Annotated in this window: 15 protein-coding genes; 2 read left to right on the top strand and 13 right to left on the bottom strand. The window is 37.1% G+C overall.

Annotated features, from left to right (window positions below; all coding sequences use genetic code 11):
- Positions 1-4: 4 nt before the first annotated feature.
- Together ACTND6_RS00625 and ACTND6_RS00620 are read right to left on the bottom strand one after the other, a co-directional pair.
- Complete coding sequence (locus tag ACTND6_RS00625; RefSeq protein ID WP_441021128.1) at positions 5-2323, bottom strand: endonuclease MutS2; 2319 nt, start codon at positions 2321-2323, stop codon at positions 5-7.
- 3 nt (positions 2324-2326) lie between these two features.
- Complete coding sequence (locus ACTND6_RS00620; protein ID WP_441021130.1) at positions 2327-2956, bottom strand: CvpA family protein; 630 nt, start codon at positions 2954-2956, stop codon at positions 2327-2329.
- Between ACTND6_RS00620 and rnhC the strand changes: the two genes are divergently transcribed.
- Entirely contained in the window at positions 2957-3871 is a 915-nt protein-coding gene (gene rnhC, locus ACTND6_RS00615; protein ID WP_441045027.1) for a ribonuclease HIII, read from the top strand.
- 15 nt (positions 3872-3886) lie between these two features.
- On the opposite strand, the gene ACTND6_RS00610 is transcribed toward rnhC, so the two are convergent.
- Positions 3887-4036 (bottom strand): hypothetical protein, encoded by a 150-nt coding sequence (locus ACTND6_RS00610; protein WP_441021134.1) that lies wholly within the window; start codon positions 4034-4036, stop codon positions 3887-3889.
- A 560-nt stretch (positions 4037-4596) separates the two neighbouring features.
- Positions 4597-5166: a guanylate kinase gene (gmk, locus tag ACTND6_RS00605; protein WP_441021136.1), complete on the bottom strand. Its 570-nt coding sequence runs from the start codon at positions 5164-5166 to the stop codon at positions 4597-4599.
- A 90-nt stretch (positions 5167-5256) separates the two neighbouring features.
- Here gmk and ACTND6_RS00600 point away from each other — a divergent pair, with 90 nt between their 5' ends.
- Positions 5257-6903 carry an Rqc2 family fibronectin-binding protein gene (locus tag ACTND6_RS00600; protein WP_441021138.1) on the top strand — a complete coding sequence of 549 codons (1647 nt, stop codon included), beginning with the start codon at positions 5257-5259 and terminating at the stop codon, positions 6901-6903.
- On the opposite strand, the gene ACTND6_RS00595 is transcribed toward ACTND6_RS00600, so the two are convergent.
- The 9 genes from ACTND6_RS00595 to ACTND6_RS00555 are packed head-to-tail and all read right to left on the bottom strand — an operon-like array spanning position 6889 to position 14070.
- Positions 6889-7629: a pseudouridine synthase gene (locus ACTND6_RS00595; RefSeq protein WP_441021140.1), complete on the bottom strand. Its 741-nt coding sequence runs from the start codon at positions 7627-7629 to the stop codon at positions 6889-6891. The genes ACTND6_RS00600 and ACTND6_RS00595 overlap by 15 nt on opposite strands.
- An 8-nt stretch (positions 7630-7637) precedes the next feature.
- On the bottom strand, positions 7638-7913 hold the full coding sequence (locus tag ACTND6_RS00590; RefSeq protein WP_178176734.1) for a ParB N-terminal domain-containing protein: 276 nt from the start codon (positions 7911-7913) through the stop codon (positions 7638-7640).
- The gene (locus tag ACTND6_RS00585; RefSeq protein WP_441021143.1) at positions 7906-8733 is read right to left on the bottom strand and encodes a hypothetical protein; all 828 of its coding nucleotides are present in this window, start codon (positions 8731-8733) and stop codon (positions 7906-7908) included. Before ACTND6_RS00585 ends, ACTND6_RS00590 begins: the two co-directional genes overlap by 8 nt.
- On the bottom strand, positions 8727-9146 hold the full coding sequence (locus ACTND6_RS00580) for a bis(5'-nucleosyl)-tetraphosphatase (RefSeq protein WP_441021145.1): 420 nt from the start codon (positions 9144-9146) through the stop codon (positions 8727-8729). The genes ACTND6_RS00585 and ACTND6_RS00580 overlap by 7 nt, the downstream gene beginning before the upstream one ends.
- A 48-nt stretch (positions 9147-9194) precedes the next feature.
- Entirely contained in the window at positions 9195-10043 is an 849-nt protein-coding gene (locus ACTND6_RS00575) for an SAM hydrolase/SAM-dependent halogenase family protein (protein ID WP_441021147.1), read from the bottom strand.
- Between the two features lie 9 nt (positions 10044-10052).
- Complete coding sequence (locus ACTND6_RS00570) at positions 10053-10907, bottom strand: SAM-dependent chlorinase/fluorinase (protein WP_178175867.1); 855 nt, start codon at positions 10905-10907, stop codon at positions 10053-10055.
- Between the two features lie 19 nt (positions 10908-10926).
- Complete coding sequence (locus ACTND6_RS00565) at positions 10927-11757, bottom strand: energy-coupling factor transporter transmembrane component T family protein (protein ID WP_441021149.1); 831 nt, start codon at positions 11755-11757, stop codon at positions 10927-10929.
- A complete protein-coding gene (locus tag ACTND6_RS00560; protein ID WP_441021151.1) occupies positions 11754-13454 on the bottom strand; it encodes an ABC transporter ATP-binding protein in 1701 nt (566 codons plus the stop codon). Before ACTND6_RS00560 ends, ACTND6_RS00565 begins: the two co-directional genes overlap by 4 nt.
- Before the next feature lie 58 nt (positions 13455-13512).
- On the bottom strand, positions 13513-14070 hold the full coding sequence (locus tag ACTND6_RS00555) for an ECF-type riboflavin transporter substrate-binding protein (protein WP_441021153.1): 558 nt from the start codon (positions 14068-14070) through the stop codon (positions 13513-13515).
- Positions 14071-14295 lie beyond the last annotated feature (225 nt).

The following is a 14295-nucleotide window of genomic DNA, read 5'->3' as shown; positions in this document are numbered from 1 at the left end:
AGATTTATTTCATTGTAACGATTGTTGCACCTGTACCGCCTTCTTGTGGCATGCCCAATCGAAATTCTTTGACACCACTGTCACGTTTTAATCTTTCGTGAACAGCTTTACGGAGTCTACCAGTACCATCTCCATGAATGATACGGAAACTCTTTAATCCATTGAGAGAAGCCTGGTCCATGTAGCTGTCCAGTTTCTCCATGGCTTCATCTACATGCAAGCCAATCAGATTCACTTCTAAAGGCATTGTTGTAAATAAAGAACGCCCTGTATTGATACTGACATTGTCCTGCTTCTTCATCTTTGGAAGTACATGAATACTTGGACGAATCTGGTTTGGTTTCACGCGTACTTCCCTGCCATTCATTAAAATTGTAATATCTTTCTTCTTGATAGAAATGATTTCACATACTTGTGAATTGCCTTTGAGTTCAACCGCATCTCCAACATGGAATACGTATTGTTTTTCTTCTTCCTCTTCTTGTGGTGTATCATAGAAAGAATTCAATTCCTGGACTGCCTGCAATGCTTCATGATACTTGACTTGTTCCTGACGCTTGCGAATATCTTTTAAGATACGGTTTGCTTTATTCTGCACTGTAGCAACATAGGCATCTGCTTCTTTCTTTGCCTTTGTCTGCAGGTTTTCTTTCTGTTTTTCCAATGCATCTTTTTCTTTTGTTAACTGTTTCTTCAGCTTTTCAATCTCAGCAAGCTGCTTGTTTAACGCATCCTGCTTCAGTGTTGCTTCATTGAGCTCTTTTTCTAGCTGTTCAATCAGTTCATCTTCTTTCGTTTTTGCCTGATTCTTCAAATATCTTGCATATTTTACAATCGATTTTGGAAGGCCATATCTCTCCGCAATTTCAAACGCATTGGATTGACCACTCATTCCTTCAAGATAACGATACGTTGGAGACAATGTATTTGTATCAAACTGTACGGAAGCAATCATGATATCCGCATGTCTTTTTCCATATGCCTTCAAGCGGTCATAGTGTGTTGTTAAAACGGCCATTGTACCAAGATGACGCAATTCATTCAAAATAGAAATGGCAAGTGCTTCTCCTTCTCTAGGATCTGTACCAGAACCAACTTCATCTAACAAGACAAGAGAATCTTTTGTTGCATACTGACATACTTCAGCCTGTTTCTTCATATGCGATGAAAAAGAAGACAAGGAAGATTCGACAGACTGTTCATCTCCAATATCAACGAATACACGATCAAAGAATGGAATCACGGCTTCTTTACAAGGAATAGGCATTCCACAATATGTCATAAGTGTAAATAAGCCAATGATTTTCATGGAAACTGTCTTGCCGCCTGTATTTGGACCTGTAATCAATAATATCTTCTTTTCTTTTGTTAAGTGATAGGAGTTGCTGACAACCTTCAAAGGATCAATGAGTGGATGACGTGCATCTGTAATAGAGATTTCTTTTTCTTTTGTTAAAGAAGCTGCCGTTGCATCACGATCTTTTCCCCAGGATGCTTTTGCAAAAATACAATCTAAAATCGCAACTGTTTCAATGTTTGCCTTTTCTTCTTCAGCAACGCTACTAACAGCTTTGGAACATTCTTTCAGTATTTTCGCAATTTCTTCCTGTTCTGAAGATACAAGTTCCTGTTTTCTGTTATTGATGGAAATGAGTGCTGGCGGTTCGATGTATGATGTATTTCCAGATTGGGAATCTCCATATACAAATCCACCAAATGTATTCTTGTCACTTGCCTTGACAAGTACAACACATCTGCCGTTACGGTTTGTGATAATGCCATCAACACATGTATCTTTATGAGACTTTAAAAAGTGAGTTGCGACAGATGTAATTTCTGCATCAATATTTCTTAACTGCGCGCGAATTGTTTTTAATGCAGGTGTTGCATTATCTTTGATTTCACCGTATTCATTAAGACAATGATTTAACATTGTTTCTACTTTTGTATGTACGATCAGTGTTGAATAAAGATCATTGAGTGCTGGATGTGCAATATCGCTGCATGACTTTTCATATGACAAGATTGCCTTGATGCCTAAAATGACCTGATATTCTTTCAAGAGATCAAAGGAAGAAAGAATTCTACCTTTTAAAGCATTGTCTAAGATTTCTCGAATATCATGGAACCCCTGGATTGGCAGTGAACCATATTGAACAGTACAAGCCAGTGCTTCTTTGATTCTTTCGTTTTCCTGTTGAATCAAAAGTGATTCATATGTTGGTTTTGTATTTTGAATCAGCTTTTTCCCTAAAGAAAAACAGCTGTATTTTTCTACCTGCTGGAGGATTGTGTTTAACTCTAATGCATTTTCAATAGACATATCTTATTCTCCCTGTGAGAAGAATTTTTGAAACTCTTCTAAACTGTTTTTGTTCTGTTCCACTTCCTGCAGCATTTCAGAAAGCATATCTGCCTGCTGAAGTGGAAGTGAAAATGAAGTAAATACAAGTGTGCTTGCTTCCTTGATTGGTGAAAGTATCGTTTCATTTACAATCATAGAGCCATGATAAAATACTGGACTTTCCAGTACAACGCATATTACCAGACACCAGATGCATGTCTGTATGAGACCTAATATCATGCCTGATACACTCGATACAAAGTGATAGCCAGGCATCGTCTGTAATACTTTGAGCAAGAAATCTAGAAGCATGCATACAATGCGGAATACTAGAAATAAAATTACAAAATAGAGCAGTCGATTTGCGAGTGTGTAGTACTGTGCTGTGAGCGTCTGTAAAAGTGGATCTAAATTTGTATTCCTGATCAAAGGCATGGAAGTACTTAAGTTTTCAGAAAACATCCATGCAAGATAAAAGGAAGCAACTGTTCCAGCAAGTGACAATAAAGAACGTAACAGTCCTTTGCGATATCCATTCCACATGCATACGAATGCAAGCAGGATTACAATGCCATTGACTGGCATGATCATTGATTCATTTAAATTTACCATATGTGCTATTTTACCATCATTGTATTCAATGGTACAATTGAATGCATGTCAAACGTCATAACATTAAAGTTAACAAACGCGCAAGAAACAAAATTATACGAAGCATGGAGTGAAAATGCAAAAACACCACCACAATATGCCAAATGGCAGCTGAAATGTGAGAATTGCGTCATTACCTGCTATACATCTGGAAAGACAGTCTTTCAGGGAAAGGAAGCAAATGTCTATGCTTCTCCATTTATGGAAGAAGAATTGATGCAGCCTAAGATTGCAGTGAAGGATATCCTTCCACAGGCTGGTTCAGATGAAGTTGGTACAGGAGATTATTTTGGTCCTGTTGTTGTATGTGCCGCAATCGTAGATAAGAATACAGATGCTCTTCTGCATTCTTTAGGTGTTAGAGATTCTAAGCAGCTCAAAGATGAAGATATCTTAAAGATTGCACCTGAAATCATTGCGAAGGTTCCACATTCTTTACTCATCGTAGATAACAGGAAATATAACGCTGTACATGAAACAAACAACCTCAATGCCATCAAGGCAAAACTGCATAATCAGGCATACGTCCATCTAAATCGCAAATATGGTTTGCCACAGCTTAAAGTCATTGATCAGTTCACCCCAGAAAGAAGCTATTACCGTTATATTCAAAATGAACCGATGGTCATTCGAAACATTCACTTTGAAACAAAAGCAGAAGATAAATATATTGCGGTTGGATGTGCATCTGTTATTGCACGCTATGCATTATTGAAGAAAATGGAAGAAATGGATGCAAAATGGAATATGCATTTTGCAAAAGGTGCAGGAAGCAATGTCGATGCATGTGCGAAACAGTTTGTGAAGCAATATGGTTTTGATGCATTAGAAAACGTTGCAAAACTGCATTTTAAAAACACAGAGAAATTGAAGTAAGTTCTCTGTGTTTTTTTACTTTCTTCTTTTTGGTGTCATTGTCCAGCACACAAGATTCACCAAGATTACAATGATCATGATAAGAAACAAGGCAATCCAGAATCCAAGATCAATCCCAAAGGATTCTGCAGTATCAAAGTATGCTCTCCATATGAAAAATATCATTTTAATTCTTCACACATTTCTACATATTGTTTCAAAAGTATTTTCATGTCTCTTATAGTAAAATATAAGTGGCAGAAATGCCATGAGTTACCAGAACGTCAAGCGGTTGGCTCCCTCAATTATTAGCTTGATAGAAAGGAAAACAAGAGAGGGTTCTTTTCTTAGATACTCTCTTTTGAGGGATTGCATATGATAATGGATTCACTGATTGGTGTAATATCGTTGATATTCTCAATCTTTAGTTTTTGTATCGCAGTTGATTCCTATCTGGAATCAAAAAATAAAAAGAAAAATGACCGCTAGACTCTTCCAAACTTTAGTGGTCATTTTCAACTAATCTTGGAGTCAACCGCTCATCGGTAACTCTTTTTTACATCTTTATATTAGCACAAATACAAAAAATGAAAAGATTACATACGAATCTTTTTACAAGTTTATTGAATTGGTAAATTGGTAAAGAAAAATGACCGCTAGTAGCTCCCAAACTTTAGTGGTCATTTTCTACTAAACACGGAGTCAACCACTCAAGGATAACTCTTCATTAATATAATAGCATAAAATTATTTTGCCATATGTTTTTTAATGATATTTGTGATTTCAGTTGCTGCACGATCTACATCATCATTACATACGACATATTCATACTTGTCTTTTAATGCAAGCTCACCTTTTGCCTTCGCAAGTCTAGATTCGATAACATCATTACTTTCTGTACCTCTGCCACGAATTCTCTTTTCTAATTCTTCCATGCTTGGTGGTACGATAAAGATTGTTAATGCATCTTTTGCTTTCGCCATGACTTGTTGTGCACCCTGTACTTCAATTTCAAGCAGAACATTCTTTCCTTCATTTCTTAAACGTTCCACTTCCTTTAAAGGTGTACCATAGCAGTTGCCAACAAATTCTGCATGTTCCAGCAATTCACCATTGTCGATGGCTTCCTGGAATCTTTCCTTTGTAACGTAGTAATAGTTTACGCCTTCTTCTTCACCTTCTCTTTTTGCACGTGTCGTCATAGAAATGGAGAATGCAAGTTTTAAAGATGGATCATTCACAAATTTCTTTAAAATTGTTCCTTTTCCTACACCACTTGGTCCACTCAATACAATCAACAAACCTTTATTTTCCATCATTCACCTCTTTTGTTTGCATACTAGATTACTCTTTTTCATTTGTTGCGTCAATGGTATGATAGTACTCATTAAAGGATGTAAAGAACAATGGCATTAGATGGTATTTTATTACACAAAATTATTCCGGAACTCGCTGGCAGTCTTCCGATGAGAATACAGAAAATTTATCAGGTTTCTACAACAGAAGTATTATTTCAGGTACATACAAACAATGGCAAAAAACAGCTGTTGATCAGTACGCATTCTGAATATAATCGTTTGTTATTTACAACAAGAAGCTATCCGACTCCAAAAGAGCCAGGTAATTTTGTTATGCTTTTAAGAAAGTATCTGGAAGGCGGTATCATTGAAGAAATTACACAGGCTGGTCTAGACCGCTGGTGTACGATGAAGATCCGTAGAAGAAACACATTAGGAGATGTTGAATATATTCCTTTGTATGTTGAACTGATGGGAAAATATGCAAATGTCATTCTTGTTGGTGCAGATGGAAAGATCATTGATGCATTAAAGAGAATTCCTCCATTTGAAAATCAGAAGCGTGTCATCCAGCCAAATGTGCTGTTTACACCTACCCCTCCACAAGATAAAAAAAATCCATTTACAGATCATACAATTGATCCAAATGTATCTTTAACAAAACAGTTTGCTGGCTTCTCTCCTTTTCTTTCCAGGGAGATTGAGTATCGCTTATCCATGCATGAAAGCTTTGCGGATATCATGCATGAAATTGAATGTTCAGATTCTTTGTATGTTGCCAATGTGAATGATGTTCCTGTATTCCATTGCATTCCTCTTACAAGTATTGGCGAATGCAGGAAATACCCATTGATGGAAGCTTTTGATATTCTTTACTTCCACAAGGAAGAAAAAGAAAGAATCAAATCCATTTCTGGAGATATCTATCACTTTGTAAAGAAAGAATTGAAACATCAGTCAACAAAGCTTCCTCGTCTATTGAAGAGCTATGATGAAGCAAAGGATTGTGAAAAATGGAAGGTATATGGAGATCTTCTCTATACATACAATGTAAATGATACGAAAGGTTTGAAATACATCGAACTGGAGAACTATGAAGATGGTGCGATGGTCAAAGTTCCACTGGATGAAAAACTGGATGGAAAAGCCAATGCACGCAAATGCTTTACAAAATATAACAAGCTGAAAAAAGGTCAGAAGTATCTGGAAGAACAGATTGCAATCTGTGAAAATGAGATATCCTATTTTGAAGGTTTACTGGAACAGCTGGATCTTGCTGATTTTGAAACTGCACTAGAAATCAAAGAAGAACTTGTAAAGCAGAACTACATGACTGACAAGCAGAAAAAGCCAAAGAAAAAGAAGAAGGATGATGGTCCTCATCTTTCTTCCATTACGCTTTTGAATGGCATTACAGTTACTTATGGCAAGAACAATCTTCAGAACGATGCATTGACATGGAAAATTGCCAGAAAGAATGAATACTGGTTCCATACAAAAGATTTCCATGGTTCTCATGTGCTTGTACATAGTGACAGGCTGGATGAAGAAACCATTCGTACTGCCGCAATGATTGCTGCATATTATTCTAAGGGAAGATATTCATCCAGTGTTCCTGTTGTCTATTGTCAGATCAAAGACCTCAAAAAAATTCCAGGTGCAAAACCTGGAATGGTACAACTCACATCTTATAAAACAATCTATATTGATCCAGATGAAGAGTATTTAAAATCGATTGGGCTAGCGATCAGTTAATGACTGATCGTTTTTATTTACAATGGACATCAGCTTACGTACCTCAAACATACGCAGCTTACGATACTGTCCCTGTCTTAGATTGCCTAGATCAAGGAATGCATATTGAATACGATTCAATTGCGTTACTTCACAATTGAAGAATTCCATCATTCTTCTTACCTGACGGTTTCTTCCTTCCTGAATTGTAATCTGTAGAACTGTTTTATTTTTCTTTTCACTTCTTTGCAGAACAAATACTTCTGCAGGCAGTGTCTTTCCATCTTCCAGCTCTATACCTTTTTCTAACAGAGCACACATGCCATCTGTCAATACACCATTGACAGCGACTTCATATGTCTTACGGATATGATTTCTTGGATGCATTAAGCCATTGGCAAATTCACCATCATTTGTTAAAAGAAGCAATCCTGTTGTTTCATAATCCAATCGACCAACAGGAAAGATTCTTTCCTTGCAATCAATGATATCTACAACAGTATCTCTTTCTTTATCATCTGAAACAGAACAAATCGTTCTTTTTGGCTTATTTAAAAGATAATATACTTTTTCTTCCTTGTTGATTTCATGACCATCAACTTCAATTCTATCCTGTGTAGATACTTTGACACCCATTTCTTTCACTGTCTGACCATTGACTTTCACACGACCCTGCTGGATCATTTCTTCTGCTTTTCTTCTAGAAGCAATGCCACTTGCGGCAATGACTTTTTGTAATCTTTCCATGTACCCTCCTAATGGTGATTTCTTGTATTTCCCCAGAAGCCACTTCCCGCATGTGAATAGTCATTCATCAATACAACTGGAATTCTTCTGAATTTATCATTTTTTTCGCTTAATATCTGACACGCAGACAGTCTTTTGTTTCCATCAATACATTCATAGTATCCTTCACGTACATTGACCTGTACCGCAATCGCTACGCCTCTTTTTTCTATGGACTCTAGTAAATGTCCTGGATCTGTATATGTATAGTGGATATCTTTGATATCAACGATTGTATTAATCATGTGTTTCCTTCTTTCTTACACCGATAACGATGCAGCCATGCAATATTGTATACGTATGCAGGAAATTTGCAAAATTTTCTTGATGATTTCTTCTGCGATAGACTGCATTATAGAAATGTGCATCAGTGTCATTGATCTTATCAAACATCGCATAATGAGCGCCTCTAGCATGCGAGTACGCAAGGATTCCTGAAGAACATGATTGAAACACATGCATTGCAGCAGAAAATCCTGGAAGAGAAACAAAAATATCCAAACCTTTCTGTCTGAGATAGACAATAAGCCAGAATATTTCCTGACCAGACACTTTTCCTAGTAAATTATGCTTTTCTAAGTCGTGTATGACTTCATGCATTGGCGTATATTTTCTGTTTGCCTTTAACAGGTTATATGCTGCAATCCACCCACACCCTTTTCTTTGCGTATCAAACCATCCAAATGGAATGAATTGCATACTGCCCTGATCAATGATATATCCTTCTTCATCAAATACATGATCATCCAGTATATACCGATATGGCTCTATGATATGCTGGAAGGATTTTCCCTTTGCATAATACCCAGCAGCATTCATTATTTTACGTAAAGAAGTATCACAAGCTACAACGATCTTTTCTGGATGAAATTTCTTGATACACCATTCCGTCATAAAACAAAGATCATGAAATGTATCTTCGCTGTTTCCAGACGTTTCAATTTCAATCGATACAATATCATGGTCATATGTATACGACACGATAAAAGCATCCTCAGGTGTATGCATGAGTTTCATACGATGCATGTGATCTGCATCACTTTTTAACAACACAATCTTTACCATGGTGCCTTCCTGTACTGCATTGCCTGTTTCAATACTTCAGCATCATTGTCATATGTAATACAGCCCAGTGCTTCGATTGGCTTCATCCAGTACATATGAGTCAATTCATCCTTTTCCATATGTTCTTTGCCGCCACTCACATATGCAATAAAATAAGTATTTTCTTTTTCATTGCCAATGGGAAGCATATAATGAGTCTTCTGTGAAAACTTTGTATCCAGTTTTACTACAAGTCCTGTTTCTTCCTTGATTTCTCTAAGAGCAGTTTCTGCTTCTGTTTCATTTGATTCCATATGACCTTTGACAAAGCAATAGTGACCAGCAAGCTGACGAATGATCAGTACTTTAGCATCTTTCTTACGGCTTTCAAAAATGACAGCACCACATGATTTTTCAATATTCGTTTTTGACATACGCATATTATAGCACAACAAAAAAAGACTCGTACATGCGTACGGGTCTTAGTCAATTGCACGAATACGGATCTTCCAGTTTGTACCAGTGCCTACGTTATAGGCACGTGCGAAGGAACCCTGGTTGATTGCAATACCAACACGATATACAGAGTTGATATACAATAAAGGTGAACCAACAGGAACTTCCGCAAAGGAATGCTGGTAAACGACCTGATTCTGGTATACAAGCATATTTTCATGGAAAATAGATACTTCATAACGCTTGCCGAATTCAGGATTCAGCTGATAGAAATCATCTCTAGAAATAGATGTCCATAAAGAACCAAAGCGTACATCAAGAATGTCGACACATCCCTTCACACTTTTTTCTTCAGCGTTATATTCTGTTTCAACAACATCCAGCTCAACAATATCAGATAGTGGAAGTTCTTTTCCAACTTCTTCATATGTGATGACTCCAGCTGCTAGTCTTGCACCAGTATATGCATAAACATCACGGCCATGGAATGTATAAGATAATTCTGTATTCTTTCTACGGTTGATGCTTTCTTCGATTTCTCTGAGTGCAACGATACCTAAGTACTTGTTTAAGTGTGTTAATGTACCGTTATCTGGTGTAACGATATAGTGACCTGTCTTTGTTTTCGCAACAACTGATTTACGATTTGTACCTACACCTGGGTCTACAACAGATACAAATACTGTACCTTCTGGCCAGTAGTTGACTGTCTGGAATAAACGATAGCTGCCTTCAAAGATGTTATATGGTGTGATGTCATGTGTTAAATGATAAAGTTTTAATTCAGGATCTACCTGTAAGGCAACACCTTCCATTGCGCTGACAGCACCATCAACAAGACCGAAATCTGACTGAAATACTAATGTTTTATTCATATGTCTGTCTCACTTTGAAAATACAACTTTATAGTCAGCACCATGATCTACATGGTAATTGTTTTTGAAGCTGTTCTGGTTCATAGCGAAAGAGATCTTGTTGACTTCGTTATTGTAAAGAAGTGCCTTGCCCTTTTCACTGTCACCGAAAGACTTGTAGTAAGTGATGTCTTCATCAAATAGAACTTCACCATTCTTTGAAATACATGCATGGATTGTATCGCCATGATGAATATCGAGCTTTTCGAAGTAATCCATATGGATGTTTGTCCACAGGTTACCAAAGTTAGGGTCATCAATTTCCATGAAGCCTGTGACTGTATTGCCTTCTACAACTGGTTCAGGAAGATCAAACATCTGGATATCTTCTACTGGATAGCTTGGTCCTACCTGTTCATATGTAATGACACCAGAAGCAAGTCTAGCTGCTGTATAGCCAAATACGTCTCTGCCGCCGAAGATAGCAACACGGTCATTGTCCTTGCCCTTTAAACGGTTAATGGATTCATCGATTTCTCTGACTTCTTCAATACCACTTGTAAGTGCGATATGTGTTAATGCACCATTATCTGGAGTGACTACATAGTAGCCATCTTTTGTTTTCGCAACACATGCTTTTCTAGATGTACCGACACCTGGATCTACAACAGATACAAAGATTGTTCCCTTTGGCCAGAAACGCATATACTGCATTAATCTGTAGGATGCAGAGTATGTATCGTACTGTGGAATCTGATGTGTAGCATCAATAATTTCAAGTGTGCGGTCTACAGATTTTACAACACCATACATAGATGCAACGGCACCTTCTGCATATGTAAAGTCTGTCTGGAATACCAGCATTGGTTTAGAATAATCAATCATTTAAATAACCTTCTTTCTATTAAAATGGATAGTAAAACATTGTTTTTGTGACATAGAAACGCATCACCATGCTTAATACAAGCACTGCGAAGCTCATAAGGCATACACAGTAGTCACTTGCCTGTAATTTACGATAAGAATACCAGCTTCTTTTCTTCAGCTTGCCATAGCCTCTTAAACTCATTGCATTAGAGATGACTTCAACACGGTCTAATGTAGAGAAAATAAGTGGAATGACCATTTTGACTGTCATGACAAATCTCTTGGAGAATTTTTCTTTTTTACTCAATTCAATACCACGTGCCTGCTGGGCTAAAGAGATATTTGTATAGTCACGAATAATATCTGGGAAGTAACGCAGTGTCAAGGAAAGTGTTGTACATACTTTGTATGGAACACCAATATGGTTTAAAGAGGATGCAAATTCACTTGGATTTGTTGTGAAGATAAAGATCAAGCCAAGAGGAATCATAGAAAAGTATTTTAATGTTTTGACTGCCAGATAGAACATTGTTTCTTTTGTGATAATGAAGTAGGAATTGAACTGAAATAGAATTGTACGTGTTCCATAGACTTCTGTTCCAAAGTCTGGTTCTAGAACATATGTGAGTACAATGTTCATGACTAAGAAGAATAGTACATAAAGCAGTACGATCTTGATTTGCTTCAATTGTATTTTTGCAACTTTAAAAGCAATCATTGAAATGACAAGTGTCAATAACATAATGCGGTAGTCATATGTCAACATGACCGCAAAGGATAGAAACAGGAAACTGATCAGTTTTGTCAAACCAGATAAACGATGAATGAATGTATCTAGCTGTGAATAGGAAAACATTTTAATTTTCATATCTGATGTCCCCTTTCATGTTGGATAAACGTATCAATAAATGCGATACGGTCTTCAATGCCTGCTTTTGCAGCAAGTGTTGATAAACTTGTCTTTTTTAGATTTGCACGTTCAATGAGTGCTTCATTGCCAAGGACTTCACTAGGCGTAGCATCAGCAATCTTCTTACCGCCTGTTAATACAACACTTCTCGTTGTATATTCCAGCATCAAGTGCATATCATGTGTGATCATAACAATTGCGATACCCATTTCATTCAGACTCTTCAAGAATTCCATGATTTCTGAATATCTGCGATAGTCTTGTCCAGCAGTTGGTTCATCAAGAATGATCATCTTTGGTTCTAATGCAAGAATAGAAGCAATTGTCACACGCTTTTTCTGACCATAGCTGAGTGCAGATATTGGCCAGTTTCTAAATGGATACAGACCACAGATCTTTAATGTATTTTCAACTTTTTCTTTGATTTTATCTTCACTGATGCCACGGTTTCTAAGACCCATTGCGGCTTCATCAAAAATCATTGTATTACAGATCATCTGGTTTGGATTCTGCAATACAAATCCAATACGATCTGCTCTTTCTTTGACAGATAGATCATTCATATCTGTGTTTTCAAATGTCAATGTACCTGCATCTGCTTTTTCAAAGGCACAGATACATTTACAAAGTGTAGATTTACCAGCACCGTTCTTACCGACTACAGAAATCATTTCACCCTGGTGAACATCTAGAGAGACGTGGTCCAGGATTGGCTTGATGCCATCATAAGAGAAGCATAGATCTTTGATGGTCAGTAATGGCGCAGATTCTTTTTTCTTTACATCTGTTTTATTTGTGTTGTACCAGTGAACGAGTTTGTCTTTTTGATCCTGTAAATCATAATCAGTATCATCTGCAAGATTTTTTACTTTGCTTAGATCAACATCAGCATACTTCATTGCCTGCACATACAATGGCAGACGAATTCCATTATCTTCCAGCAATGTTGTCGCAAATAATTCTTCTGGCTTGCAGTCAGCAAGAATTTCACCATTGTTAACAAGTACAATACGATCCACAGGACGATGCAGTACATCTTCTAATCGATGTTCAATAATAATAATTGTTTTGTTCTGTGTTTTATTGATTTCATCAATCAATTCAATCACAAGTTTTCCAGTTGCAGGATCTAGATTGGCAAGCGGTTCATCAAACAATAAGATTGGTGCTTCATCAACCATAACACCAGCCATACAGACATCCTGCTTCTGCCCTCCTGATAATTCAAGTGGTGACTGTTCGAGAAACTCACCCATACCGACAAGATTAGCCACCTTTTTAACGATTTCATGCATCTTGTCTGTTTCAACGGCATTGTTTTCTAAAGAGAAAGCAATATCTTCACCGACATTGAGTCCAACAAATTGAGAGTCTGCATCCTGCATGACTGTACCAACAAGCTTGCTGGAGGAAAAGATATCGAGCTTTTCACTGTCATTTTCTTCAATGAACAGCTTGCCTTCTTTTTTTCCAGGATAGGCAAATGGAATCAGTCCATTAATGCAATGACCAAGTGTAGATTTCCCACTGCCGCTTGGACCAACGATCAATACCTTTTCACCTTCTTTGATTTCAAGATTGATATGATGCAGTGTTGGCTTTTTTTGTGATTTGTATTGAAAAGAAAAATCTTTAAATTCAATCATTGTTTTCATTTAAAAAGTCCTCAAAAATATAAAAAACCTGCTGATCAATAGCAGGTTCCTGTTCGTATTATTCTTGATCCAAAGAACCAGTTTTAGTACGTGTTTTAGAATATGCTGCAGCTAACAGCAGGCATACGACGATAGAAGAAATTCCATCCGCAGCGAAGCTCATTAAACCCTGCAGGAATACTTTCTTTACAGGTTCAGCATAGATAACAATATCTAAGCATGGAGCTACAAGCACCCATGCAATGGCATTTCCAATCACGTTGATAACGATAATTGCCAGGATAGTCTTTTTGTTGAATTCACCTTCATCAAGCTTTGTGTAGTAATATGCAAAACCAGCAACAAGTCCGGATACTGCAGATGCTACAACCCAGCTCCACCATGGTGAACCATAGAAGATAAAGTCGTTGAGTGTATGACCAATTGCAGCAATCAAGCATGAAGCAACTGGACCAAACAAGCATCCAAAGAATGCAGAGACACCATAAGCCAACTGGAAGTTTGTTTCTGGAATTGGGCTAGGAATCTTTACATAAGCGAATAGGACAAAGAATAGAGCAGCACCTAATGCTGTAGCTACCATTGTCTTTGTTGAAAATAAACTTTTCTTTTCCATATTTAATCCCCTTCTTAATGTCAATAAGTATAGTCCATAAAACGCTTTCTAGCTACCAAAGTTTTTGAAAATATCGTGAAAGCCATTACATTTTTGATGAATTCATCAAAAGAATAGGCTATATTAGCAAAATGGTGAATTCAAGAAATAGAATAAATGAAAAGATCATCTTTCTTCATGTCAGCAATACGGAAGAAATCTGTGATCTGATGCATTCTTTTCTTG

The sequence above is a fragment of the Bulleidia sp. HCP3S3_C9 genome (genome assembly GCF_052064035.1).
Classification (GTDB): domain Bacteria; phylum Bacillota_I; class Bacilli_A; order Erysipelotrichales; family Erysipelotrichaceae; genus Bulleidia.
Note: the sequence above shows the minus strand (reverse complement) of the source record. Positions and strands in the feature narration are given on the sequence as shown.

What these genes read in the sequence shown, in the direction of transcription:
- ACTND6_RS00560 (WP_441021151.1), bottom strand. Translation starts at nt 13,454, where the DNA reads ATGAAAACAATGATTGAATTTAAAGATTTTTCTTTTCAATACAAATCA.
- ACTND6_RS00565 (WP_441021149.1), bottom strand. Translation starts at nt 11,757, where the DNA reads ATGAAAATTAAAATGTTTTCCTATTCACAGCTAGATACATTCATTCAT.
- ACTND6_RS00595 (WP_441021140.1), bottom strand. Translation starts at nt 7,629, where the DNA reads ATGGAAAGATTACAAAAAGTCATTGCCGCAAGTGGCATTGCTTCTAGA.
- ACTND6_RS00620 (WP_441021130.1), bottom strand. Translation starts at nt 2,956, where the DNA reads ATGGTAAATTTAAATGAATCAATGATCATGCCAGTCAATGGCATTGTA.
- ACTND6_RS00585 (WP_441021143.1), bottom strand. Translation starts at nt 8,733, where the DNA reads ATGGTAAAGATTGTGTTGTTAAAAAGTGATGCAGATCACATGCATCGT.
- ACTND6_RS00580 (WP_441021145.1), bottom strand. Translation starts at nt 9,146, where the DNA reads ATGTCAAAAACGAATATTGAAAAATCATGTGGTGCTGTCATTTTTGAA.
- ACTND6_RS00600 (WP_441021138.1), top strand. Translation starts at nt 5,257, where the DNA reads ATGGCATTAGATGGTATTTTATTACACAAAATTATTCCGGAACTCGCT.
- gmk (WP_441021136.1), bottom strand. Translation starts at nt 5,166, where the DNA reads ATGGAAAATAAAGGTTTGTTGATTGTATTGAGTGGACCAAGTGGTGTA.
- ACTND6_RS00625 (WP_441021128.1), bottom strand. Translation starts at nt 2,323, where the DNA reads ATGTCTATTGAAAATGCATTAGAGTTAAACACAATCCTCCAGCAGGTA.
- rnhC (WP_441045027.1), top strand. Translation starts at nt 2,957, where the DNA reads ATGTGCTATTTTACCATCATTGTATTCAATGGTACAATTGAATGCATG.
- ACTND6_RS00570 (WP_178175867.1), bottom strand. Translation starts at nt 10,907, where the DNA reads ATGATTGATTATTCTAAACCAATGCTGGTATTCCAGACAGACTTTACA.
- ACTND6_RS00555 (WP_441021153.1), bottom strand. Translation starts at nt 14,070, where the DNA reads ATGGAAAAGAAAAGTTTATTTTCAACAAAGACAATGGTAGCTACAGCA.
- ACTND6_RS00590 (WP_178176734.1), bottom strand. Translation starts at nt 7,913, where the DNA reads ATGATTAATACAATCGTTGATATCAAAGATATCCACTATACATATACA.
- ACTND6_RS00610 (WP_441021134.1), bottom strand. Translation starts at nt 4,036, where the DNA reads ATGATATTTTTCATATGGAGAGCATACTTTGATACTGCAGAATCCTTT.
- ACTND6_RS00575 (WP_441021147.1), bottom strand. Translation starts at nt 10,043, where the DNA reads ATGAATAAAACATTAGTATTTCAGTCAGATTTCGGTCTTGTTGATGGT.